This is a genomic window from Enterobacter sp. BNK-13 (assembly GCF_048685015.1).
Taxonomy (GTDB): domain Bacteria; phylum Pseudomonadota; class Gammaproteobacteria; order Enterobacterales; family Enterobacteriaceae; genus Enterobacter; species Enterobacter quasiroggenkampii.
In genome coordinates, this window is record NZ_JBLQTP010000001.1 from 2,487,266 (window position 1) to 2,509,518 (window position 22,253).

The following is a 22,253-nucleotide window of genomic DNA, read 5'->3' on the forward strand; positions in this document are numbered from 1 at the left end:
GCTCAGGAGTGTTCAATGCTGCGCGTCATCGATACCGAAACTTGCGATCTTCAGGGCGGAATTGTGGAAGTGGCCTCTGTCGACGTGGTTGATGGTAAAATCGTCAACCCAATGAGCCATCTGGTGCGTCCCGACCGCCCCATCAGCCCTCAGGCGATGGCTATCCATCGCATTACCGAATCGATGGTGGCGGACAAGCCGTGGATCGAAGAGATCATTCCCCACTATTACGGTAGCCCCTGGTACGTCGCGCATAACGCCAGTTTTGACCGCCGGGTGCTACCTGAGATGCCGGGGGAATGGATTTGTACCATGAAGCTGGCGCGTCGCCTCTGGCCAGGCATTAAATACAGCAATATGGCGCTGTACAAGTCCCGCAAGCTCAGCGTCCGCACGCCTGAAGGGCTTCACCATCACCGGGCCCTGTATGACTGCTATATCACCGCCGCGCTACTCATCGATATTATGAACACCTCGGGCTGGACGCCGGACGATATGGCAACGATTACCGGACGCCCCGCACTGCTGACCACGTTTACTTTTGGTAAATACCGGGGCAGAGCGGTGTCGGATATTGCGGATAAAGACCCGGGCTATTTGCGCTGGCTGTATAACAACCTCGATAAAATGAGCCCGGAACTGCGCCTGACGCTGAAACATTATCTGGGCGAAGCTTAACGCTCCGCACGGCCTGGCAGCGTCTCCTGCGCCAGGCCAATCAGGAAGGCATATTCCAGAGCAACCCCTTCGTAGGATTTAAATCGACCCGATTTCCCGCCGTGACCGGAGTCCATATCGGTACACAGCAGCAGCAGGTTGTCGTCGGTTTTCAGCTCCCGCAGTTTCGCCACCCATTTTGCCGGCTCCCAGTACTGCACCTGAGAATCATGCAGACCGGTGGTGACAAGCATGTGGGGATAGGCTTTCGCTTCCACGTTATCGTACGGGCTGTACGTTTTCATATAGCGGTAGTAAATCTCATCCTGCGGATTGCCCCACTCTTCAAACTCCCCTGTTGTAAGGGGGATGGATTCATCGAGCATAGTCGTCACCACATCGACAAACGGCACCTGCGCGACAATCCCCTTAAAGCGCTCGGGGCGCTGGTTGATCACCGCCCCCATCAGCATGCCTCCTGCGCTGCCGCCCATGCCAAAGCAGAGCTGCGGATCGCCATAGCCCTGCTCAATCAGCGCATCGCAGACGTCGAGGTAGTCATTGAAGGTGTTTTTCTTTTTCAGGAATTTCCCGTCCTCGTACCAGTGCTGCCCCAGCTCACCGCCGCCGCGAATATGGGCGATGGCGAAAACAAAGCCGCGGTCGAGCAGGCTTAATCGGCTGCTGCTGAAATCGGCATCCATGCTTGAGCCGTAGGAGCCGTACCCGTACACCAGGATCGGGTTTTTGCCTTTCTGGAAATGGGCTTTGTGATAGACGAGCGAGACGGGGACCTCGACGCCATCCCGGGCGGTGACCCACAGGTGCTCGCTGCGGTAGTTTTCAGACTCAAACCCTTTGACCTCGGTCTGTTTAATCACCTGGCGCTGCCCCGTATCCATGTCCAGCTCAAACAGGGTGTCCGGTGTGGTCATCGATGAGTAGCCGTAGCGCAGCCGCGAGGATTCAGGTTCCGGGTTGAAACCAATCCACGTCACATAGGCCGGGTCATCGAACGCGATCCCCACCACTTCCCGCGTTTTACGGTTGATTTGCCGGATGCTGGTCAGCCCGCGCTGACGCTCCTCCACCACCAGCCAGTCGGTGAACAGGGTGAACCCTTCAAGCATCACCTGATCCCGCGCGGGGATAAGCACCTCCCATTTGCGCTCATCGCGCACTTTGGTTTTATAAAGACCAAAGTTTTTACCCTCGCGATTCGAACGCAGATAAAAGCTGTGCTGGAAGTGATCCAGGCTGTACTCATGATCCTTCCGGCGCGGCAGGAAACAGAGCGGCTGGGCGTCGGGCAGCTCGGCATCCAGCAGCAGGACTTCCGACGTCGTGGCGCTGGCCAGGAAGATAATCACATAATGGCGCGAGGAGGTTTTATGCAGGCTGACATAGAACGTTTCGTCTTTCTCTTCATAGACCAGCTCGTCGTCTGCAGAGTCTGTCCCCACGGTATGTCGCCATACCTGATAGGGCAGCAGCGTAGAGGCATGCTTTTTGACGTAGTAAACCGTCTCGGAATCATTCGCCCAGACAAAATCCGGGGAGACGTTTTCCAGCATTTCAGGATACCAGTTGCCGGTGTCCAGATTGCGAAAACGCAGGCCGTACTGGCGACGCGAGAGATAATCCTCCGCCAGCGCCATTACCGCGTTATCAGGTGAAATGGACATGCCGCCCAGAGTATAAAACTCGCTGTGGGCGGCGCGCTGGTTGGCATCCAGCAGAATATCCCACGCATCCCATTCGGCGCTGAGCACCGACTGACGCTGGTAGATGGGATACTCGTTGCCGGGCTCGTAAATATGGCGGTAGCGATAGCCGTTTTTGGTCCAGGGCGCCGAGATATCGCGCTGAGGAATGCGCTGCACCATCTCATTCAGCAGCTGGTCCTGAAGTGTCTGCTGGCTGGACATGACCTTGCGGCCGTAGTCATTTTCCTCGTGCAGATAGTCGAGTACCTCTGGCCGGGAGCGCGAATCGTCCCGTAGCCAGTAATAGTTGTCTATACGCGTATCGCCATGCGTGGTGATCGCATAAGGTATACGTCGGGCTTTCGGTGGCATGTCATCATTCTTTTTAGTTTTACACCCTATAAGGTTGGCAAAACCCACGCATGATGCAAGCGAAACCGGATCGCAACGGCGAGTACTATCCCTGTAACGCCTGTTTTTGTTCCCGGATATCCCGCTCAATGCCCTCACGCACGTCCTGGGGGATCTTCAGCGCGTCCCCAAGCGCATTCAGGTAGCTGCGTTCCATAAAGTGATCGATATCGATGGCGGCGCAGCTGAGGAAATAGAGTTCAAGCGCCTCTTCCTCATTTTTCACGCTTTGCGCCAGACGCTGCGGCTCCAGAGGCTGTTCGATGGCCTGCGCCACCAGCGCTCTGCCCTTCTCTTCAACGCCAGCTTCACGCAGTTGCTGTTCGATCGCCAGTCGTTCCTTATCGTCAATATGCCCGTCACTTTTCGCGGCAAAAACCAGCGCCAGGATCAGCCGTTCAGTACGCAGATCCAGCGGCGAGGTATGCTCGCCATAATGCGGTTCGTCGCTGTGCGCGGTCCGGACCCTGTCCTTGTATTTATTCCACAGGACGGTGCCCGCAATGGCGCCCCCACCGGCCAGCAGCGCGCCTGTCCCGTACTTTGCCAGCAGCTTGCGCGAGGATTTATTCGCGACCAGCAGGCCAGCCAGCCCGCCGAGCGCCCCGGGTACCAGCAGTTTACTGAGGTCCCGCTCGCCGGAAGACGATGTTTTCTGCCCTAACAGTGATTGCAATTGATTTAGCCAGCCAGACATGGTTTCCCTCACTTAACGGTGAATATGTTCCACAGCGTAAGCGAGCAGGCGTCAGGAAATGTCTGGCCGGGCTAAAGAAGCGCAAATTTCTTCCTCCCGCGCTTAGCGGTGCACAAGACAGACGCAAACGTTTTCGTTTATACTGCCCGCAACTTTTTCAGGGGGATTGTTATGATTCGTTTAGGAACCGCGCTGCGACCTGCGGCGACGCGAGTGATGCTGTTGGGATCGGGCGAGCTGGGAAAAGAGGTCGCCATTGAGTGCCAGCGTTTAGGCGTGGAAGTCATTGCCGTAGACCGTTACGCCGATGCGCCCGCCATGCACGTCGCCCATCGTTCTTATGTGATTAACATGCTGGATGGCGATGCCCTTCGCGAGCTGATTACGCGCGAGAAACCCGATTTCGTTGTACCGGAAATTGAAGCCATCGCCACCGATACGCTGATTGCGCTTGAGCAGGAAGGCCAGCGCGTGGTGCCCTGCGCGAAAGCCGCAAAGCTGACCATGAACCGCGAAGGCATTCGTCGCCTGGCGGCGGAAGAGCTGGAATTGCCCACCTCGGGCTATCGTTTTGCTGGCGATAAGGCCGCATTCCTGCAGGCCGTAGAGGAGATTGGTTACCCTTGCATCGTTAAGCCGGTGATGAGCTCCTCCGGTAAAGGACAGAGCTTTATTCGCGACAGCAGCACGCTCGACAAGGCGTGGGATTACGCCCAGCAGGGTGGCCGCGCCGGTGCCGGTCGCGTCATTGTCGAAGGCGTGGTGAAGTTTGATTTCGAGATCACGCTGCTGACCGTCAGCGCCGTTGACGGCGTCCATTTCTGCGACCCGATTGGCCACCGCCAGGAGGATGGCGATTACCGCGAATCCTGGCAGCCGCAGCAGATGAGCGCTCTGGCGCTGGAACGTGCGCAGGCGATCGCCCGTAAAACCGTCCTGGCGTTGGGCGGCTATGGCCTGTTCGGCGTGGAGCTGTTTGTGTGCGGTGATGAGGTGATTTTCAGCGAGATCTCCCCGCGCCCGCATGACACCGGCATGGTCACACTCATTTCGCAGGATCTTTCCGAGTTCGCTCTGCACGTGCGTGCCTTCCTCGGCCTGCCCGTCGGCGGTATCCGTCAGTACGGCCCGGCCGCCTCGGCGGTGATCCTGCCGCAGTTAACCAGCCAGAACGTTACGTTTGATAACGTCGACGCGGCGGTGGGTGCCGGGTTACAGGTACGTTTGTTCGGTAAGCCGGAGATCGACGGAACCCGTCGTCTTGGCGTGGCATTAGCCACCGGGGATAACGTTGACGACGCCGTGGCGAGAGCGAAAGCGGCCGCAGCAAGCGTTAAGGTAGAGGGATAAAAAAAACGGGCCGAAAGGCCCGTTTTTCATGCGACGAATGACTTACTGCTTCGCGCCTTCCACCGCTTCGCGAGCCAGTTTGGTGATGCGATCCCAGTCGCCCGCTTCCAGCGCATCCGCCGGAACCAGCCATGAGCCACCGATGCACAGCACGCTTTTCAGCGCCAGGTAGTCACGGTAGTTGGCAGGAGAGATACCGCCCGTCGGGCAGAAGCGTACCTGAGAGAATGGACCCGCAATCGCCTGCAGCGCTTTGGTGCCGCCGTTCGCTTCCGCCGGGAAGAATTTAAACTCTTTCAGACCGTAGTCCATGCCCAGCATCAGTTCAGAGACGGTGCTGATACCCGGGATCAGCGGAATAGTGCCTTCGGTCGCGGCCTTCAGCAGCGACTCGGTCAGGCCCGGGCTGATGGCAAACTGTGCGCCCGCTTCGGTCACTTCAGCCAGCTGTTTTGCGTTCGTCACGGTACCCGCACCGATGATGGCGTCCGGCACTTCTTTAGCAATGGCGCGAATGGCGTCCATCGCGCAGGCGGTACGCAGGGTCACTTCCAAAACGCGAACGCCGCCCGCAACCAGCGCTTTCGCCATCGGTACAGCGTGCTCCAGCTTGTTTACCACGATAACCGGCACGACAGGGCCCGTGGTCAGGATTGCTTCTGCACTTGTTTTCCAGTTTTTCATCAGAGTTTTCTCTCGCCAGATCGTTAAAATCAAGTCGTCTTAAAACGTAATACAGGTTGCGCCCTGCTCAGCACCGGAGAGTTTCTCACGCAGCGCGCCAAACATTTCGCGTCCTGTTCCCACGCGCGACGCGCTCAGGTCAGGAATATGGGGCTGACGTGCCGCCAGTTCGGCATCATCCACCAGCAGGGTTAACTCGCCTGTCTGACCGTTAACGCGGATCATGTCACCGTCACGCACTTTCGCCAGCAGGCCACCGTCGTACGCTTCCGGCGTCACGTGGATGGCTGAAGGCACTTTACCTGAGGCGCCAGAGAGGCGTCCATCGGTCACCAGTGCAATTTTGAAACGGCGGTCCAATAATACACCAAGTGGTGGCATAAGTTTATGTAATTCTGGCATCCCGTTGGCTTTAGGCCCCTGATGACGCACCACCACCACGCAGTCTTTATCGAGCAGACCGGCGTCAAAGGCAGGTAATACGTCGTGCTGGCTTTCAAATACCACCGCCGGCGCTTCGATAATCTGGTTCTCTTCCGGTACGGCAGAGGTCTTCATCACCGCGCGACCGAGGTTACCGCTGAGCACTTTGGTGCCACCGTGAGGAGAGAACGGTTTGTCGATGGTGGCGATAACCTGCGCATCAAGAGACGCGCTCGCCCCATCACGCCAGTCCAGCTCGCCGTTGTTCAGCCATGGCTCCTGGGTGTAGCGCTGCAGGCCAAAGCCCGCCACGGTGTTGACATCTTCGTGCAGCAGACCGCCTTTCAGCAGCTCGCGCATCAGCAGCGGTACGCCGCCCGCGGCCTGGAAGTGGTTAATGTCCGCCGGGCCATTCGGGTACAGGCGCGCCATCAACGGCACCACGGAAGAGATCTCGGAGAAGTCATCCCAGTTAATCAGAATGCCCGCAGCACGCGCCATGGCCACCAGGTGCATGGTGTGGTTGGTTGACCCACCGGTTGCCAGCAGCGCGACAATCCCGTTGACGATGACCTTTTCGTCGACCATTTTGCCCATCGGCATCCATTCGTTGCCGTTGCCGGTCAGACGCGTGACCTGACGGGCCGCAGCCTCGGTCAGCGCTTTGCGCAGCGGCGCGTCCGGCTGGATAAAGGATGAGCCCGGAAGCTGCATCCCCATAAACTCCACCACCATCTGGTTCGTGTTCGCGGTACCGTAGAACGTACAGGTGCCCGGCGCATGGTAGGACGCGGCTTCCGCCTCCAGCAGCGCCTGACGGTCTGCTTTCCCTTCCGCGTACAGCTGGCGGATACGGACTTTTTCTTTGTTCGGCAGGCCGCTTGCCATTGGGCCTGACGGCACAAAGATCGCGGGCAGATGACCAAACGACAGCGCGGCCATCACCAGGCCCGGAACAATCTTGTCGCACACGCCGAGATAGAGCGCACCATCAAACATGTTGTGTGACAGACCCACCGCCGCGGACATGGCAATCACTTCGCGGCTCAGTAGGGAGAGCTCCATACCGTCCTGACCCTGCGTTACGCCGTCGCACATGGCGGGTACCCCACCCGCCACCTGGCCGACCGCATTCACGCTGTGCAGCGCTTTACGGATGATATCCGGGTAAACCTCATAGGGCTGGTGCGCGGAGAGCATATCGTTATAGGCGGTAATGATGGCGATATTGTTACGCAACATGCTTTTCAGCGACGCTTTATCGTCAGGCTGGCAGGCGGCGAAGCCGTGCGCCAGGTTACCGCAGGCCAGTTGAGATCGGTGGACGGTGTTGCTCTTTGCCTGCTCAATCCGGGCGAGGTAGGCCGAACGGGTCTCTTTCGAGCGCTCAATAATGCGTTGTGTTACGCGTAACAATGTCGGATTCATAAAAGCTCCTCTCATTTATCTGTCCGGGCTCGGGAGTTTACAAAGTCGCTGGCAGTTGTTAACAACGCTGAAACGCTTGCTGTCCGGAGCTCAGGGGCAAAATCACTTCCGGCAGTGTAATAAAAAAAGCTCCGCGGGTGAATCCACGCGGAGCTTAAAAGTTGAAAATTGTGCCACGAGCTGTGTTAGATCATGTTACCGGTAAAATAACACTTTCGGGCTAGCGGATTATCTTACTCAAACTCATTCCAGGAGCGGCCATCGCGGGTGATCATCGCCACCGACGCGACAGGTCCCCAGGTACCCGCCTGATACGGTTTTGGCGCATCCTGATCGGCAGCCCAGGCTTCGGTGATGGAGTCGACCCATTTCCACGCCTCTTCCACTTCATCGCGACGTACGAACAACGCCTGAATACCGCGCATGGTTTCCAGCAGCAGACGCTCGTACGCATCGGCCAGGTGCGTCTGGTTGAAGGTTTCGGAGTAGCTCAGATCCAGCTTGGTGGTCTGCAGGTTGTGTTTATGATCCAGGCCCGGCACTTTGTTCAGGATCTGGATATCCACGCCCTCATCCGGCTGCAGACGAATGGTCAGCTTGTTCTGCGGCAGTTCCTGCCAGGACTCTTTGAACAGGTTCAGTTCCGGGTTCTTAAAGTAGACAACCACTTCGGAACATTTCGCAGGCAGACGCTTACCGGTGCGCAGGTAGAACGGAACACCCGCCCAGCGCCAGTCGTCGATATCCACGCGGATCGCCACGAACGTCTCGGTGTTGCTGGACTTGTTCGCGCCCTCTTCTTCCAGGTACCCCGGCACTTTTTTGCCCTGCGCAAACCCGGCGGTGTACTGGCCGCGAACGGTCTTCTCACGCACGTTGGAGCGGTCGATGCGACGCAGCGATTTCAGCACTTTCACTTTTGCGTCACGAATGCTGTCCGCCGTCAGGTCAGACGGTGGAGACATGGCAATCATGCACAGAATCTGCAGCAGGTGGTTCTGGATCATGTCGCGCATCTGGCCGGCCTGGTCAAAGTAACCCCAGCGGCCTTCAATACCCACCTCTTCTGCCACGGTGATTTCCACGTGGTCGATAGTGCGGTTGTCCCAGTTATTCACAAACAGGGAGTTAGCGAAACGCAGGGCCAGCAGGTTCAGTACCGTCTCTTTACCGAGATAGTGGTCGATACGGTAGACCTGGCACTCTTCAAAGAACTCGCCCACCTGGTCGTTGATTTCACGCGAGGTTGCCAGCGACGTACCCAGCGGCTTCTCCATCACGACGCGCGCCGGTTTGGCGTTCAGTTTGGCTTCGCCCAGGCCTTTGCAGATGGCGCCGAAGGTGCTTGGCGGCATGGCGAAATAGTTAATCGTGACACGGTTTTTCTGATCCAGCATCGCGCCTAAGCGGGTAAACGCGCTGACGTCATTAACGTCCAGGTTGCAGAAATCGAGACGTCCACTCAGGGTATCCCACAAACTTTCATCAATTTTTTCCTTCATGAAAGTTTCGAGCGCCTCGCGGACAACTTTGGTATAAGCGTCCTTGTCCCAGTCGGCGCGCCCTACACCCAGGATACGGGTATCCGGATGAATTTGGCCCGCTTTCTCCAGTTGATACAGGGAAGGCAGCAATTTTCGGCGTGCAAGATCGCCTTTCGCGCCGAAAATGACCAGGTCACATGCCTGGGCTGTTTGCGTTACCGCCATGTCATTCTCCTCAGTTGGATCACCTGGTACTTCTGCCAGGTATCGTTGTAATTTTATTACAATGCACTGTACTGCTTTTACGTCATTCCCGAAACCATTAGCGCTTATCGTCGCGTGCGATACCGCGATTTTTCACCCTTCGGATGATTTCGACGGCTTAATGACGCAACAACCGTCGTTTCTTTGCGCAACAGGGTCATAGCAAAACCCGACACCGATCAAGTAATGAAAAAAAACAACAACATTATCTTGTCGATTGTTACCCTTAATGGAAGCCACAAGGGTAATATCGGCTAAATCGAATCACGATTTCATCAATTTATGAAATCGTTTACACCCATGAGCATCCTGTTAACATGAACATGCTGGAAAAAATCCAGTTTCAACTGGAACACCTTAGCAAATCCGAGCGAAAAGTGGCCGAGGTCATTCTCGCCTCTCCCGCTCAGGCGATTCATTCAAGCATCGCCGCTCTGGCACAGGAAGCGGGTGTTAGCGAACCCACGGTCAATCGCTTTTGCCGCAGCCTGGAAACGCGCGGCTTTCCTGATTTTAAACTGCATCTGGCGCAAAGTCTGGCTAACGGCACCCCTTATGTTAATCGTAATGTGGATGAAGACGACAGCGTTGATGCCTATACCGCGAAAATTTTTGAGTCGGCCATGGCTTCGCTCGACCACGTCCGTCAGTCACTGGACATGAGCTCCGTGAATCGCGCGGTGGATTTACTCACCCAGGCCAAGCGAATTGCGTTCTTTGGGCTCGGGTCGTCGGCAGCCGTCGCGCATGACGCCATGAACAAATTTTTCCGCTTTAACGTCCCGGTGATTTATTCCGATGACATTGTCCTGCAACGCATGAGCTGTATGAATTGCAGTGAAGATGACGTCGTGGTACTGATTTCGCATACCGGCCGCACCAAGAGTCAGGTTGAGCTGGCGCAGCTGGCCCGTGAAAACGATGCCATGGTGATTGCCCTCACAACGGCAGGCACGCCGCTGGCGCGTGAGGCAACGCTGGCGATCACCCTCGACGTGCCGGAAGATACCGACATTTATATGCCGATGGTCTCCCGCCTGGCCCAGCTTACCGTGATTGACGTGCTCGCGACCGGTTTTACCTTACGTCGGGGGGCAAAATTCCGGGATAACTTGAAGCGGGTCAAGGAAGCGCTGAAGGAATCGCGTTTTGATAAAGAATTGCTTATAAAGAGCGATGTTCCCTGATAGTTGATAACGAATACGTCACGAATAATGACGATGTAACGATTTACGGCATTCGGTCCCCTCGCCGCTGCCTTGCAGCAGATGAAGGCCGATTCAATGTTCACGCAACACCAAAGTTGTTTCAGTCAACGGAGTATTACATGTCCAGAAGGCTTCGCAGAACCAAGATCGTAACCACCTTAGGCCCGGCCACCGATCGCGATAATAATCTCGAAAAAATTATCGCCGCCGGTGCCAACGTGGTGCGTATGAACTTCTCTCACGGTACGCCAGAAGACCATAAATTACGTGCCGATAAAGTGCGTGAAATCGCAGCAAAACTGGGCCGCCACGTTGCTATCCTCGGCGATTTGCAGGGTCCAAAAATTCGTGTCTCCACCTTTAAAGAGGGGAAAGTTTTCCTCAATATCGGCGACAAATTTCTGCTGGATGCCAACCTGGGCAAAGGCGAAGGCGATAAAGAAAAAGTCGGTATCGACTATAAAGGCCTCCCGGCTGACGTCGTACCTGGCGATATCCTGCTGCTTGATGACGGCCGCGTACAGCTGAAAGTGCTGGAAGTTCAGGGCATGAAAGTGTTCACCGAAGTTACCGTCGGCGGCCCGCTCTCCAACAATAAAGGCATCAACAAACTGGGCGGCGGCCTCTCTGCAGAGGCGCTCACCGATAAAGACAAAGCGGACATCGTGACGGCTGCGCTGATCGGCGTTGATTACCTGGCTGTCTCCTTCCCGCGCTGCGGCGAAGATCTGAACTATGCGCGTCGCCTGGCACGCGATGCAGGCTGCGATGCCAAAATCGTCGCCAAAGTTGAGCGTGCGGAAGCCGTTTGCGATCAGGATGCCATGGACGACGTGATCCTCGCGTCTGACGTGGTGATGGTTGCGCGCGGCGACCTGGGTGTGGAAATCGGCGACCCTGAGCTGGTCGGTATTCAGAAAGCCCTGATTCGTCGCGCACGTCAGCTGAACCGCGCGGTGATCACCGCGACTCAGATGATGGAATCGATGATCACTAACCCGATGCCAACCCGTGCCGAAGTCATGGACGTGGCAAACGCCGTGCTGGACGGAACCGATGCGGTGATGCTCTCCGCAGAAACCGCAGCGGGCCAGTATCCGGCAGAAACCGTGGCCGCCATGGCGCGCGTCTGCCTGGGCGCTGAAAAGATCCCTAGCATCAACGTCTCTAAACACCGTCTGGACGTGCAGTTCGACAACGTGGAAGAAGCGATTGCGATGTCGGCAATGTATGCGGCAAACCATCTTAAGGGCGTTACCGCGATCATCACCATGACCGAATCTGGCCGCACCGCGCTGATGACCTCGCGTATCAGCTCGGGTCTGCCAATCTTCGCCATGTCCCGTCACGAACGTACGCTGAACCTGACGGCGCTCTACCGCGGCGTGACGCCGGTTCACTTCGACAGCACCAATGACGGCGTGGCCGCCGCGCACGATGCCGTAAACCTGCTGCGCGACAAAGGCTATCTGGTGTCCGGTGATATCGTCATTGTGACCCAGGGCGATGTGATGAGCACCATCGGCTCAACCAACACCACCCGCGTTATGACCGTCGAGTAATAACGTCTCTGTTAAAAAGCCCTCTCCAGATGGAGAGGGCTTTTTTTATTTCGTTGGATACAGATCTTTGCGTTTATACGGCTCTGTTTCGCCCGGTTTGCGCGTTTTAAGCAGCTTCAAAATCCAGGTGTACTGTTCGGCATGCGGTCCCACCAGAATCTCCACCTCTTCGTTCATCCGACGCGCAATGGTGTGGTCATCGGCGGTGAGCAGATCGTCCATCGGCGGACGAACCTCAATGCTCAGACGATGCGTTTTGCCGTCATAGACCGGGAACAGCGGGATCACCCGGGCACGACAAACTTTCATCAGGCGACCAATCGCGGGGAGCGTCGCTTTATAAGTCGCAAAGAAATCGACAAACTCGCTGTGCTCGGGGCCGTGGTCCTGATCCGGCAGATAGTAGCCCCAGTACCCCTGACGTACCGACTGAATGAAGGGCTTAATGCCATCGTTACGAGCATGCAGGCGTCCGCCAAAACGACGACGCACCGTATTCCAGACAAAATCGAAGATCTTATTGCCCTGATTGTGGAACATTGCCGCCATCTTCTGGCCCTGAGAGGCCATCAGCATCGCCGGAATATCAACGCCCCAGCCGTGTGGGACAAGGAAAATGACTTTCTCGTCATTACGACGCATCTCCTCGATGATTTCCAGCCCTTTCCAGTCAACGCGATCGACAATTTTATCGGGCCCTTTCAGCGCCAGCTCCGCCATCATCGCCATGGCCTGTGGTGCGGTGGTATACATCTCATCAATGATTGCCTCGCGCTCGGCGTCACTCTTTTCCGGAAAACAGTAATAGAGGTTGATCTGCGCGCGACGGCGGGCACTCTTGCCAAAACGCCCGGCCAGACGGCCAATTTTACCCAGGACAGGATCGCGGACGGAAGCCGGCAGCATCGCTATCCCCGCAAAGGCATAAACGCCAAGCCAGGCGCCCCAGTTGCGCGGATGACGAAAGGATTTTTCAAACTCAGGAATGTATTCAATATTGTTTTTTTGGGTTTCCATGCTGGATCCAGGGTCTGATGACGCAAAAAATTATTCAGATAGTGTAGCGAGGCAGTCGTCCGCGCACAAAAGAAAAAGCCGGCGTCAGTGTGCGCCGGCTTTTTTAACAAAAACAGAGGGCTTAGTCTAAGCTCAGCTGCGGCAACACCTCTTTCACCTGCGCCAGATAATCAGTACGATCTTTACCTGTCAGGCCTTCGGTGCGCGGCAGTTTCGCCGTCAGCGGGTTCACTGCCTGTTGGTTAATCCACACTTCATAGTGCAGGTGCGGGCCGGTAGAGCGTCCGGTATTACCAGAGATCGCAATACGATCGCCACGTTTCACCTTCTGGCCCGGTTTAACCAGCAGCTTACGCAGGTGCATGTAGCGGGTCGTATACGTACGGCCATGACGTACCGCGACGTAATACCCGGCTGCACCGCTACGTTTGGCCACCACCACTTCACCATCCCCTACCGCCAGAACCGGTGTGCCCTGCGGCATGGCAAAGTCAACGCCACGGTGCGGTGCGACACGCCCGGTTACCGGGTTCAGACGACGCGGGTTAAAGTTGGAGGAGACGCGGAACTGTTTAGCCGTCGGGAAGCGCAGGAAGCCTTTTGCAAGGCCCGTGCCGCTGCGGTCGTAGAACTTACCGTCTTCGGCACGGATCGCGTAGTAATCTTTGCCCTCGGAGCGCAGACGCACGCCCAGCAGCTGGCTTTGCTCGCGCTTGCCGTCCAGCATTTCGCGGGACATCAGAACGGAGAACTCATCGCCCTTCTTCAGTTTGCGGAAATCCATCTGCCACTGCATGGCTTTGATCACCGAACTGATTTCAGCGCTGGTCAACCCTGCATCACGCGCGCTGGAAACAAAGCTTGCCCCCACGGTGCCTTTCAGAACGCTGTTAACCCAGTCGCCCTTCTGCATTTCGCTGGTCATTTTAAAGCCCGTTGCCGTGCGATCGTAGGTGCGGGTTTCGCGGCGGGACATTTCCCAGGTCAGACGCTGCAGATCGCCATCGGCCGTTAACGTCCAGGAGAGCTGTTGCCCAATTTTCAGGTTGCGAAGATCTTTATCTGCCGCCGCCAGCTGGCTGATATTCCCCATGTCGATGCCGTACTGGTTCAGCACGCTGCTCAGCGTGTCCCCGGTAGAAACAACATATTCGTGAATACCCGCTTCGTTCTCGGTTTTATCGTCCAGTTCATCCTGTGGAATTGCTTCATCTTCCTGAGCCGACTGGTCGATAGGCTCACTGGCTTCAGGCAGCAAAGAACGGATTTCGCTCTTTTCAAGCTCGATGGTTTTGATAATAGGGGCAGAACTCGGGTGGTAAACATAGGGCCGCCAGACGGCGACCGCTAAGGTGAGTACTGTAAGCGACCCCAGCATGACGCGGTGGGGTCGAGGCAGATTGTTAAATGCCAGGGCGACAGAGCGGGCTATCTGTTGCACGTATTCACTTCCTCGTTAATCTCCTTTCAGGCAGCTCGCATACTGGTTCGCCAGTTGGCTGAGGAACTGCGAATAGCTCGCTTTGCTCAACTGGATATTCGTTCCTAGCGGGTCAAGGGTCCCCATGCGCACGGATGTCCCCCTGGCCACGGCTTCTACGACCGCTGGCCTGAACTGTGGCTCAGCAAAAACGCATGTCGCTTTTTGCTCAACCAGCTGTGTTCTGATTTCATGTAAACGCTGCGCACCAGGTTGAATTTCAGGGTTGACGGTAAAATGACCCAGCGGGGTCAAACCGTAGTGTTTTTCGTAATAGCCGTAGGCGTCATGAAAAACGAAATACCCTTTTCCTTTCAACGGTGCGAGCTCATTACCAACCTGCTTATCGGTTGCGGCTAATTGTGCCTCAAAATCTTTCAGGTTGGCGTCTAGTTTGGCTCGACTTTGCGGCATAAGTTCCACTAATTTGTCATGGATTGCAACCGCTGAAAGCCGCGCTATCTCTGGGGATAACCAAAGATGCATGTTGTACTCGCCGTGATGGTGATCTCCATCACCTTTTTCACCGTCGGCAGCATGATGGTCATGTTCGTCGCCGTCGTCATCCGCCCCTTTCATGAGTAACGGTTTCACGCCGGGGAGGTCGGCAATCGCGACCTGTTTTTCACCCGCCACCTGTTTTGCTGACTTCTGCATAAACGCTTCCATTTCCGGACCGATCCAGACAACTAAGTCCGCGTTTTGTAAGCGTTTTACATCGGAAGGGCGCAGGGAATAATCATGCTCCGATGCACCATCCGGGAGCAGAACCTGGGTTTCTGTTACCCCGTCAGCAATGGCTGACGCGATGAACCCGAGTGGTTTAAGCGAAGCGACAACCGCAGCGTTAACATCTTGTGCGGTTGTACCCCAAAGGGCAGCGGATAATGCTGCGAAAAGAAGCGTATTTTTATGTAACATAATGCGACTAATCATCGTAGTGAATGCGTGGAATGTGATATTATAACATTCGTTGACTTCTTCAAGCTTAAAATGACATGACGACATTGGTTTCCCTTGAAAATATTTCGGTCTCATTTGGCCAGCGCCGCGTCCTCTCTGACGTGTCGCTCGATCTGAAGCCCGGCAAAATTCTGACGCTGCTCGGCCCCAATGGCGCAGGCAAATCCACTCTGGTGCGGGTGGTGCTGGGTCTGGTCGCACCCGATGAAGGCGTGATCACGCGCGAGGAAAAATTGCGCATCGGCTATGTGCCGCAAAAACTGCACCTCGACGCCACGCTGCCGCTGACGGTGAGCCGTTTCCTGCGCCTGCGTCCCGGCACGCGTAAAGCCGATATTCTCCCGGCGCTGAAGCGCGTGCAGGCGGGCCATCTTGTCGATGCGCCGCTGCAAAAACTGTCCGGCGGAGAAACGCAGCGCGTTTTACTTGCCCGCGCGTTGCTCAGCAGCCCGCAGCTGCTGGTACTGGATGAGCCGACGCAGGGCGTAGACGTCAACGGCCAGGTCGCGCTATACGACCTCATTGACCAGCTGCGCCGGGAACTGAACTGCGCGGTGCTGATGGTATCCCACGACCTGCATCTGGTGATGGCAAAGACTGACGAAGTGCTGTGTCTTAACCACCATATCTGCTGCTCCGGCACGCCTGAAGTGGTCTCCATGCATCCGGAATTTATTTCCATGTTCGGCCCTCGCGGCGCTGAACAGCTCGGCATCTATCGCCATCATCATAATCATCGCCATGATTTGCAGGGACGAATCGTTCTGCGTCGGGGAAATGGACACTCATGATTGAACTGTTACTGCCCGGCTGGCTGGCCGGGATTATGCTTGCCTGCGCCGCGGGCCCGCTCGGCTCGTTTGTGGTGTGGCGCAGAATGTCTTACTTCGGTGATACCCTGGCGCACGCGTCCCTGCTGGGCGTGGCTTTTGGCCTGCTGCTGAACGTCAACCCGTTCTACGCGGTGATTGTGGTCACGCTGCTGCTGGCGGCCGGTCTGGTCTGGCTGGAAAAGCGCCCTCACCTCGCCATCGATACCCTGCTTGGCATCATGGCGCACAGTGCCCTGTCGCTGGGCCTGGTGGTGGTCAGCCTGATGTCGAATATCCGCGTGGATCTGATGGCTTACCTGTTCGGTGACCTGCTGGCCGTCACGCCAGACGATCTCATCGCTATCGCGATTGGCGTTGTGGTGGTGCTCGGCATTCTGCTCTGGCAGTGGCGTAACCTGCTGGCCATGACCGTCAGCCCGGACCTGGCGTTTGTCGACGGCGTGAAGCTGCAGCGCGTTAAGCTGCTGCTGATGCTGGTAACGGCGTTAACCATAGGCGTAGCAATGAAGTTTGTCGGCGCGCTGATTATTACGTCACTGCTGATCATCCCTGCGGCTACGGCGCGTCGTTTTGCCCGTACGCCGGAGCAGATGGCCGGTGTGGCCGTGATTGTCGGAATGATTGCGGTAACGGGTGGACTCACCTTCTCGGCGTTCTATGACACGCCTGCCGGGCCGTCCGTGGTGCTGAGTGCGGCGGTGCTGTTTATCTTCAGTATGATGAAGAAGACCGCGCAGTAGTGGACATGTCCCCGGTGGCGCTTCGCTTACCGGGGCTACAAATTATCGCTGCTTACGGCATTGCCGGTGGCGTAATGCCGAAATGATTCCACGCCCGCACCGTCGCCATACGTCCACGCGGTGTGCGCTGCAGGAAGCCCTGCTGGATCAGATACGGCTCCAGCACATCTTCAATCGTCTCACGCTCTTCCCCGATTGCCGCCGCCAGGTTATCCAGCCCGACCGGGCCACCAAAGAACTTGTCCAGCACCGCCAGCAGCAGCTTGCGGTCCATGTAGTCAAAACCTTCGGCATCGACGTTAAGCATATCCAGCGCCTGCGCGGCGATCTCTGCGGAGATCGAACCGTTGTGCTTCACCTCAGCAAAGTCACGCACGCGGCGCAGCAGGCGGTTGGCGATACGCGGCGTACCACGGGACCGTTTCGCCACTTCAAACGCCCCCTCTTCGCTCATCTCCAGCCCCATATAGCGGGCGCTGCGGCCAACGATGTGCTGGAGGTCGGCCACCTGGTAAAACTCCAGACGCTGCACGATCCCGAAACGGTCGCGCAGTGGAGAGGTCAACGACCCGGCTCGCGTCGTTGCGCCAATCAGAGTAAACGGCGGCAGATCGATTTTGATGGAACGCGCAGCCGGACCTTCACCAATCATGATATCCAGCTGATAATCTTCCATCGCCGGATAGAGCACTTCTTCCACCACCGGTGACAGACGGTGGATCTCATCGATAAACAGCACGTCATGCGGTTCGAGGTTGGTCAGCATGGCCGCCAAATCGCCCGCCTTCTCCAGCACCGGACCGGAGGTGGTGCGCAGGTTAACGCCCATTTCATTAGCGACGATATTCGCCAGCGTGGTTTTGCCCAACCCCGGAGGGCCAAAAATCAGCAGGTGATCGAGCGCATCGCCGCGCAGCTTTGCCGCCTGGATAAAAATCTCCATCTGGGAACGAACCTGCGGCTGGCCAATGTACTCATCAAGCAGTTTTGGGCGAATCGCGCGATCCACCACATCCTCTGCCTGAACAGTGCCTGCCGAAACCAGGCGGTCTGCTTCAATCATCCTTTACCTCACAATGCAGCGCGCAGCGCTTCACGAATCAGGGTTTCACTGCTGGCATCCGGTTTGGCAATTTTACTTACCATGCGGCTGGCCTCCTGAGGTTTATAGCCTAGCGCCACCAGCGCGGCAACCGCTTCCTGCTCGGCGTCATCATCCGTCGCAGGCGCGCCTGGGGAGGTCAGCACCAGATCGGCCGCCGGCGTGAAGAGATCGCCATGCAGGCCTTTGAAGCGGTCTTTCATCTCGACAATCAGGCGCTCTGCGGTTTTCTTGCCGATGCCCGGAAGCTTAATCAACGCAGCAGGATCTTCACGCTCAACGGCATTCACAAACTGTGGCGCGGACATGCCGGATAAGATCGCCAGCGCCAACTTTGGCCCGACGCCGTTGGTTTTAATCAGCTCGCGGAACAGCGTGCGTTCCTGTTTGTTGTTGAAGCCGTACAGCAGCTGAGCATCTTCACGCACCACAAACTGAGTAAAGACAATCGCCTCTTTGCCCGCGTCCGGCAGCTCGTAGAAGCAGGTCATCGGCATATGGACTTCATAGCCCACGCCACCCACTTCCAGCAGCACTAACGGGGGTTGTTTTTCAATGATGATGCCTCTGAGTCTGCCTATCACGTGACGCTCCTGCGTTCTGGAAGAAATTAACTGCCGACATAATAAAAAAAGGCTGGATAAACATCCAGCCTGATTTGTCATTATCGTAACCTGCCTCGCGCCAGATTGAGCCGCGACTCGCTCATTTGCATCGCGTTCTGGCTGACGTGACAGTGGGTAATTGCAATCGCCAGCGCATCCGCGGCGTCAGCCTGCGGGTTTGCAGGGAGCTTCAGCAGGGTACGCACCATGTGCTGCACCTGACTTTTCTCCGCGCTACCGATGCCCACCACCGTCTGCTTGACCTGACGTGCCGCGTATTCAAATACCGGCAAATCCTGGTTTACCGCAGCCACGATGGCCACTCCGCGCGCCTGGCCGAGCTTTAGCGCCGAATCGGCGTTTTTCGCCATAAAGACTTGCTCGATGGCGAAATAGTCCGGCTGAAACTGGGTGATGATCTCCGACACGCCCGCATAAATGAGCTTCAGGCGCGACGGCAGATCGTCCACTTTGGTGCGAATACAGCCGCTGCCGAGGTAGGTTAACTGGCGTCCCACCTGACGGATAACGCCATACCCGGTGACGCGTGAGCCTGGGTCAATCCCGAGAATAATCGACATCACGCGTCTCCTGTAACGGATCTACACGCTCTCATCAGAGAGTCGCTGCAACCTCATCAGAGATTTCACCGTTGTGGTACACTTCCTGTACGTCGTCGCAGTCTTCGAGCATGTCGATCAGACGCAGCAGTTTTGGTGCAGTTTCCGCATCCATGTCCGCTTTGGTGGACGGGATCATGGAGACTTCCGCGTTGTCCGCTTTCAGGCCAGCCGCTTCCAGCGCATCGCGCACGGCACCCATCTCTTCCCACGCGGTGTAAACGTCGATAGCACCGTCGTCAAAGGTCACCACGTCTTCCGCACCGGCTTCCAGCGCAGCTTCCATGATCGCATCTTCGTCGCCTTTCTCGAAAGAGATGACGCCTTTTTTGCTGAACAGGTATGCAACGGAACCGTCAGTGCCCAGGTTGCCACCGGTTTTGGTGAATGCGTGGCGCACTTCCGCAACGGTACGGTTACGGTTGTCGGACAGGCACTCAACCATTACCGCCGTACCGCCAGGACCGTAACCTTCATAGATGATGGTTTCCATGTTCGCGTCTTCATCGCCGCCCACGCCACGTGCGATAGCACGGTTCAGGGTGTCACGCGTCATGTTGTTGGACAGCGCTTTATCCACCGCCGCGCGCAGACGCGGGTTAGAAGCCGGGTCACCGCCGCCCAGACGCGCTGCCGTCACCAGCTCGCGAATGATTTTGGTAAAGATCTTACCGCGCTTGGCATCCTGTGCCGCTTTGCGGTGTTTGGTGTTGGCCCACTTACTATGACCTGCCATAAAAAGTTCTCCAAAAATCGCGCCTTTTCAGGCTGCGTTAATTACAAATTCTTCAATCGCCTGCCGGTTGCTCCACGACTTGGTCAGTGCGGCGGCATCCGCCGCATTCACCCAGCGGTAGGTCAGGTGTTCGGTAAACACGATCTCCCGTTCATGGGGGAGCGCGAGACAGAACCACGATTCCGTATTGCGCTCGGTACCCGGCGCGTAGCGATGACGTAAATGGCTAAAAATTTCAAACTCCACCGTGCGCTGACAGTCCTTCAGGGTCAGTTGCTCGCGGGCAACGTCAATGGCGACCTCTTCCTTTACTTCACGCGCGGCGGCCTGCGGCGCGGTTTCCCCCTCTTCCAGACTGCCGGTAACCGACTGCCAGAATTCAGGGTCATCGCGCCGCTGCAACATCAGCACCCGCTTCGTGTCTTCTGCATAAATGACCACCAGAACCGAAACGGGGAGCTTATATGTCATATCAGTTTTTCTCTTCCTTCTTCACCACCTCAATGCCCAGCTCAGCCAGTGCGGCCGGGTTGGCAAAGCTTGGCGCTTCGGTCATCAGACACGCGGCGGCAGTGGTTTTCGGGAAGGCGATCACATCACGGATGTTATCGGTGCCGGTCAGCAGCATGGTCAGACGGTCAAGACCGAAAGCCAGACCCGCGTGCGGAGGCGTACCGTATTTCAGCGCGTCCAGCAGGAAGCCGAATTTCTCACGCTGCTCCTGCTCGTTGATGCCCAGGATGCCGAACACGGTTTGCTGCATTTCACCGCTGTGAATACGCACGGAACCGCCGCCCACTTCGTAGCCGTTAATGACCATATCGTAGGCGTTGGCGACCGCCTCTTCCGGTGCCGCTTTCAGCTCTGCCGCCGTCATCTCTTTAGGCGAAGTGAACGGGTGGTGCATCGCGGTCAGGCCGCCCTCACCGTCGTCTTCAAACATTGGGAAGTCGATAACCCACAGCGGCGCCCATTTGCTCTCGTCGGTCAGGTTCAGGTCTTTGCCGAGCTTCAGACGCAGCGCGCCCATCGCATCCGCAACGACTTTCTTGTTGTCTGCACCGAAGAAGATCATGTCGCCGTCCTGCGCGCCGGTGCGCTCCAGGATCGCTTCAACGATGTCTGCGTTCAGGAATTTCGCGACCGGGCTGGTGATACCTTCCAGACCTTTCGCACGCTCGGTCACTTTAATATAGGCCAGACCTTTCGCGCCGTAGATCTTGATGAAGTTACCGTAGTCGTCGATCTGCTTACGGCTCAGAGCCGCTCCGCCCGGTACACGCAGCGCTGCTACGCGGCCTTTGGCGTCGTTAGCCGGGCCCGCGAATACCGCGAACTCCACGTTTTTAACCAGATCAGCTACGTCTACCAGCTCCATTGGGTTACGCAGGTCTGGTTTGTCAGAGCCATAGCGACGCTCGGCTTCCGCGAAGGTCATGATTGGGAAATCGCCCAGCTCAACGCCTTTCACGTCATTCCACAGGCTACGCACCAGAGCTTCCATCACTTCACGCACCTGCTCGGCGGTCATGAAGGAGGTTTCCACATCGATCTGGGTAAATTCAGGCTGGCGGTCAGCACGCAGGTCTTCGTCGCGGAAGCATTTCACGATCTGATAGTAGCGATCGAATCCGGACATCATCAGCAGCTGTTTGAACAGCTGTGGAGACTGCGGCAGCGCGTAGAATTTGCCTTTATGAACACGGGATGGCACCAGGTAATCGCGCGCGCCTTCCGGCGTGGCTTTGGTCAGCATCGGGGTTTCGATATCGAGGAAACCGTGGTCATCCATAAAGCGACGCACCAGGCTGGTGATTTTCGCACGGGTTTTCAGGCGCTGAGCCATTTCCGGGCGACGCAGATCCAGGTAGCGGTATTTCAGACGCGCTTCTTCGGTGTTGACGTGGTTGGAGTCCAGCGGCAGCGCTTCAGCACGGTTGATGATCGTCAGATCGGACGCCAGCACTTCAATGGCACCCGTCGCCATGTCGGCGTTAACGTTTTTCTCGTCACGCGCACGTACGGTGCCGGTGACCTGAATGCAGAACTCATTACGCAGCTCAGAGGCCAGCTTCAACGCATCTGCGCGATCCGGATCGAAGAACACCTGAACGATACCTTCGCGGTCGCGCATATCGATGAAGATAAGGCTACCAAGATCACGACGACGATTGACCCAACCACACAGGGTGACCTGCTGTCCGACGTGGGACTGACGCAGCTGCCCGCAATATTCTGTACGCATGAGATATCCCTTAATTAGCCGCAGGCTAAATGTCGCCT

At 56.7% G+C, this 22,253-nt stretch carries 20 protein-coding genes; 6 read left to right on the top strand and 14 right to left on the bottom strand.

Features of this window, described 5'->3' with window-relative positions:
* Positions 1–15: 15 nt before the first annotated feature.
* Positions 16–678: an exodeoxyribonuclease X gene (gene exoX, locus ACMGGQ_RS12040; RefSeq protein ID WP_008500463.1), complete on the top strand. Its 663-nt coding sequence runs from the start codon at positions 16–18 to the stop codon at positions 676–678.
* On the opposite strand, the gene ptrB is transcribed toward exoX, so the two are convergent.
* Together ptrB and ACMGGQ_RS12050 are read right to left on the bottom strand one after the other, a co-directional pair.
* Positions 675–2,735, bottom strand: a complete 2,061-nt coding sequence (ptrB, locus tag ACMGGQ_RS12045; RefSeq protein WP_045908214.1) for an oligopeptidase B — start codon at positions 2,733–2,735, stop codon at positions 675–677. The genes exoX and ptrB overlap by 4 nt on opposite strands.
* A gap of 85 nt (positions 2,736–2,820) precedes the next feature.
* On the bottom strand, positions 2,821–3,471 hold the full coding sequence (locus tag ACMGGQ_RS12050; protein ID WP_008500461.1) for a tellurite resistance TerB family protein: 651 nt from the start codon (positions 3,469–3,471) through the stop codon (positions 2,821–2,823).
* Positions 3,472–3,642: 171 nt separating this feature from the next.
* On the opposite strand from ACMGGQ_RS12050, the gene purT reads away from it, so the two are divergent.
* Entirely contained in the window at positions 3,643–4,821 is a 1,179-nt protein-coding gene (gene purT / locus ACMGGQ_RS12055; RefSeq protein ID WP_420290080.1) for a formate-dependent phosphoribosylglycinamide formyltransferase, read from the top strand.
* A 42-nt stretch (positions 4,822–4,863) separates the two neighbouring features.
* Here purT and kdgA read toward each other — a convergent pair whose 3' ends face one another.
* The 3 genes from kdgA to zwf all read right to left on the bottom strand — a co-directional run bounded on the left by kdgA (position 4,864) and on the right by zwf (position 9,065).
* Positions 4,864–5,505 carry a bifunctional 4-hydroxy-2-oxoglutarate aldolase/2-dehydro-3-deoxy-phosphogluconate aldolase gene (gene kdgA / locus ACMGGQ_RS12060; RefSeq protein WP_008500459.1) on the bottom strand — a complete coding sequence of 214 codons (642 nt, stop codon included), beginning with the start codon at positions 5,503–5,505 and terminating at the stop codon, positions 4,864–4,866.
* 39 nt (positions 5,506–5,544) lie between these two features.
* On the bottom strand, positions 5,545–7,356 hold the full coding sequence (gene edd, locus ACMGGQ_RS12065; protein WP_048029427.1) for a phosphogluconate dehydratase: 1,812 nt from the start codon (positions 7,354–7,356) through the stop codon (positions 5,545–5,547).
* Positions 7,357–7,589: 233 nt separating this feature from the next.
* A complete protein-coding gene (gene zwf, locus ACMGGQ_RS12070) occupies positions 7,590–9,065 on the bottom strand; it encodes a glucose-6-phosphate dehydrogenase (RefSeq protein ID WP_023312228.1) in 1,476 nt (491 codons plus the stop codon).
* A gap of 356 nt (positions 9,066–9,421) precedes the next feature.
* Here zwf and ACMGGQ_RS12075 point away from each other — a divergent pair, with 356 nt between their 5' ends.
* Together ACMGGQ_RS12075 and pyk are read left to right on the top strand one after the other, a co-directional pair.
* Complete coding sequence (locus ACMGGQ_RS12075) at positions 9,422–10,291, top strand: MurR/RpiR family transcriptional regulator (RefSeq protein WP_023312229.1); 870 nt, start codon at positions 9,422–9,424, stop codon at positions 10,289–10,291.
* 140 nt (positions 10,292–10,431) lie between these two features.
* Entirely contained in the window at positions 10,432–11,874 is a 1,443-nt protein-coding gene (gene pyk / locus ACMGGQ_RS12080) for a pyruvate kinase (RefSeq protein WP_008500455.1), read from the top strand.
* Between the two features lie 45 nt (positions 11,875–11,919).
* Here the strand turns inward: pyk and lpxM are convergent, their stop codons facing one another.
* The 3 genes from lpxM to znuA form a co-directional block, all read right to left on the bottom strand.
* Entirely contained in the window at positions 11,920–12,891 is a 972-nt protein-coding gene (gene lpxM / locus ACMGGQ_RS12085) for a lauroyl-Kdo(2)-lipid IV(A) myristoyltransferase (RefSeq protein ID WP_111966403.1), read from the bottom strand.
* Positions 12,892–13,012: 121 nt separating this feature from the next.
* Positions 13,013–14,332, bottom strand: a complete 1,320-nt coding sequence (gene mepM / locus ACMGGQ_RS12090) for a murein DD-endopeptidase MepM (RefSeq protein ID WP_048029426.1) — start codon at positions 14,330–14,332, stop codon at positions 13,013–13,015.
* 15 nt (positions 14,333–14,347) lie between these two features.
* Entirely contained in the window at positions 14,348–15,292 is a 945-nt protein-coding gene (gene znuA / locus ACMGGQ_RS12095) for a zinc ABC transporter substrate-binding protein ZnuA (RefSeq protein WP_045908280.1), read from the bottom strand.
* A gap of 77 nt (positions 15,293–15,369) precedes the next feature.
* Here znuA and znuC point away from each other — a divergent pair, with 77 nt between their 5' ends.
* Together znuC and znuB are read left to right on the top strand one after the other, a co-directional pair.
* Positions 15,370–16,125: a zinc ABC transporter ATP-binding protein ZnuC gene (znuC, locus tag ACMGGQ_RS12100; RefSeq protein WP_048029425.1), complete on the top strand. Its 756-nt coding sequence runs from the start codon at positions 15,370–15,372 to the stop codon at positions 16,123–16,125.
* Positions 16,122–16,907, top strand: a complete 786-nt coding sequence (znuB, locus tag ACMGGQ_RS12105; protein WP_048029424.1) for a zinc ABC transporter permease subunit ZnuB — start codon at positions 16,122–16,124, stop codon at positions 16,905–16,907. Before znuC ends, znuB begins: the two co-directional genes overlap by 4 nt.
* 52 nt (positions 16,908–16,959) lie before the next feature.
* Here the strand turns inward: znuB and ruvB are convergent, their stop codons facing one another.
* The 6 genes from ruvB to aspS form a co-directional block, all read right to left on the bottom strand.
* Positions 16,960–17,970 (bottom strand): Holliday junction branch migration DNA helicase RuvB, encoded by a 1,011-nt coding sequence (gene ruvB / locus ACMGGQ_RS12110; protein ID WP_008500449.1) that lies wholly within the window; start codon positions 17,968–17,970, stop codon positions 16,960–16,962.
* Positions 17,971–17,978: 8 nt separating this feature from the next.
* Entirely contained in the window at positions 17,979–18,593 is a 615-nt protein-coding gene (ruvA, locus tag ACMGGQ_RS12115) for a Holliday junction branch migration protein RuvA (RefSeq protein ID WP_023617042.1), read from the bottom strand.
* Positions 18,594–18,673: 80 nt separating this feature from the next.
* Positions 18,674–19,195, bottom strand: coding sequence for a crossover junction endodeoxyribonuclease RuvC (ruvC, locus tag ACMGGQ_RS12120; RefSeq protein ID WP_003859749.1), 522 nt, complete (start codon positions 19,193–19,195; stop codon positions 18,674–18,676).
* Positions 19,196–19,229: 34 nt separating this feature from the next.
* Positions 19,230–19,970, bottom strand: coding sequence for a YebC/PmpR family DNA-binding transcriptional regulator (locus ACMGGQ_RS12125; RefSeq protein ID WP_008500447.1), 741 nt, complete (start codon positions 19,968–19,970; stop codon positions 19,230–19,232).
* Between the two features lie 27 nt (positions 19,971–19,997).
* Positions 19,998–20,441, bottom strand: coding sequence for a dihydroneopterin triphosphate diphosphatase (gene nudB, locus ACMGGQ_RS12130; RefSeq protein WP_008500446.1), 444 nt, complete (start codon positions 20,439–20,441; stop codon positions 19,998–20,000).
* Between the two features lies 1 nt (position 20,442).
* Positions 20,443–22,215 carry an aspartate--tRNA ligase gene (gene aspS / locus ACMGGQ_RS12135; protein WP_032675040.1) on the bottom strand — a complete coding sequence of 591 codons (1,773 nt, stop codon included), beginning with the start codon at positions 22,213–22,215 and terminating at the stop codon, positions 20,443–20,445.
* Positions 22,216–22,253: the final 38 nt, after the last annotated feature.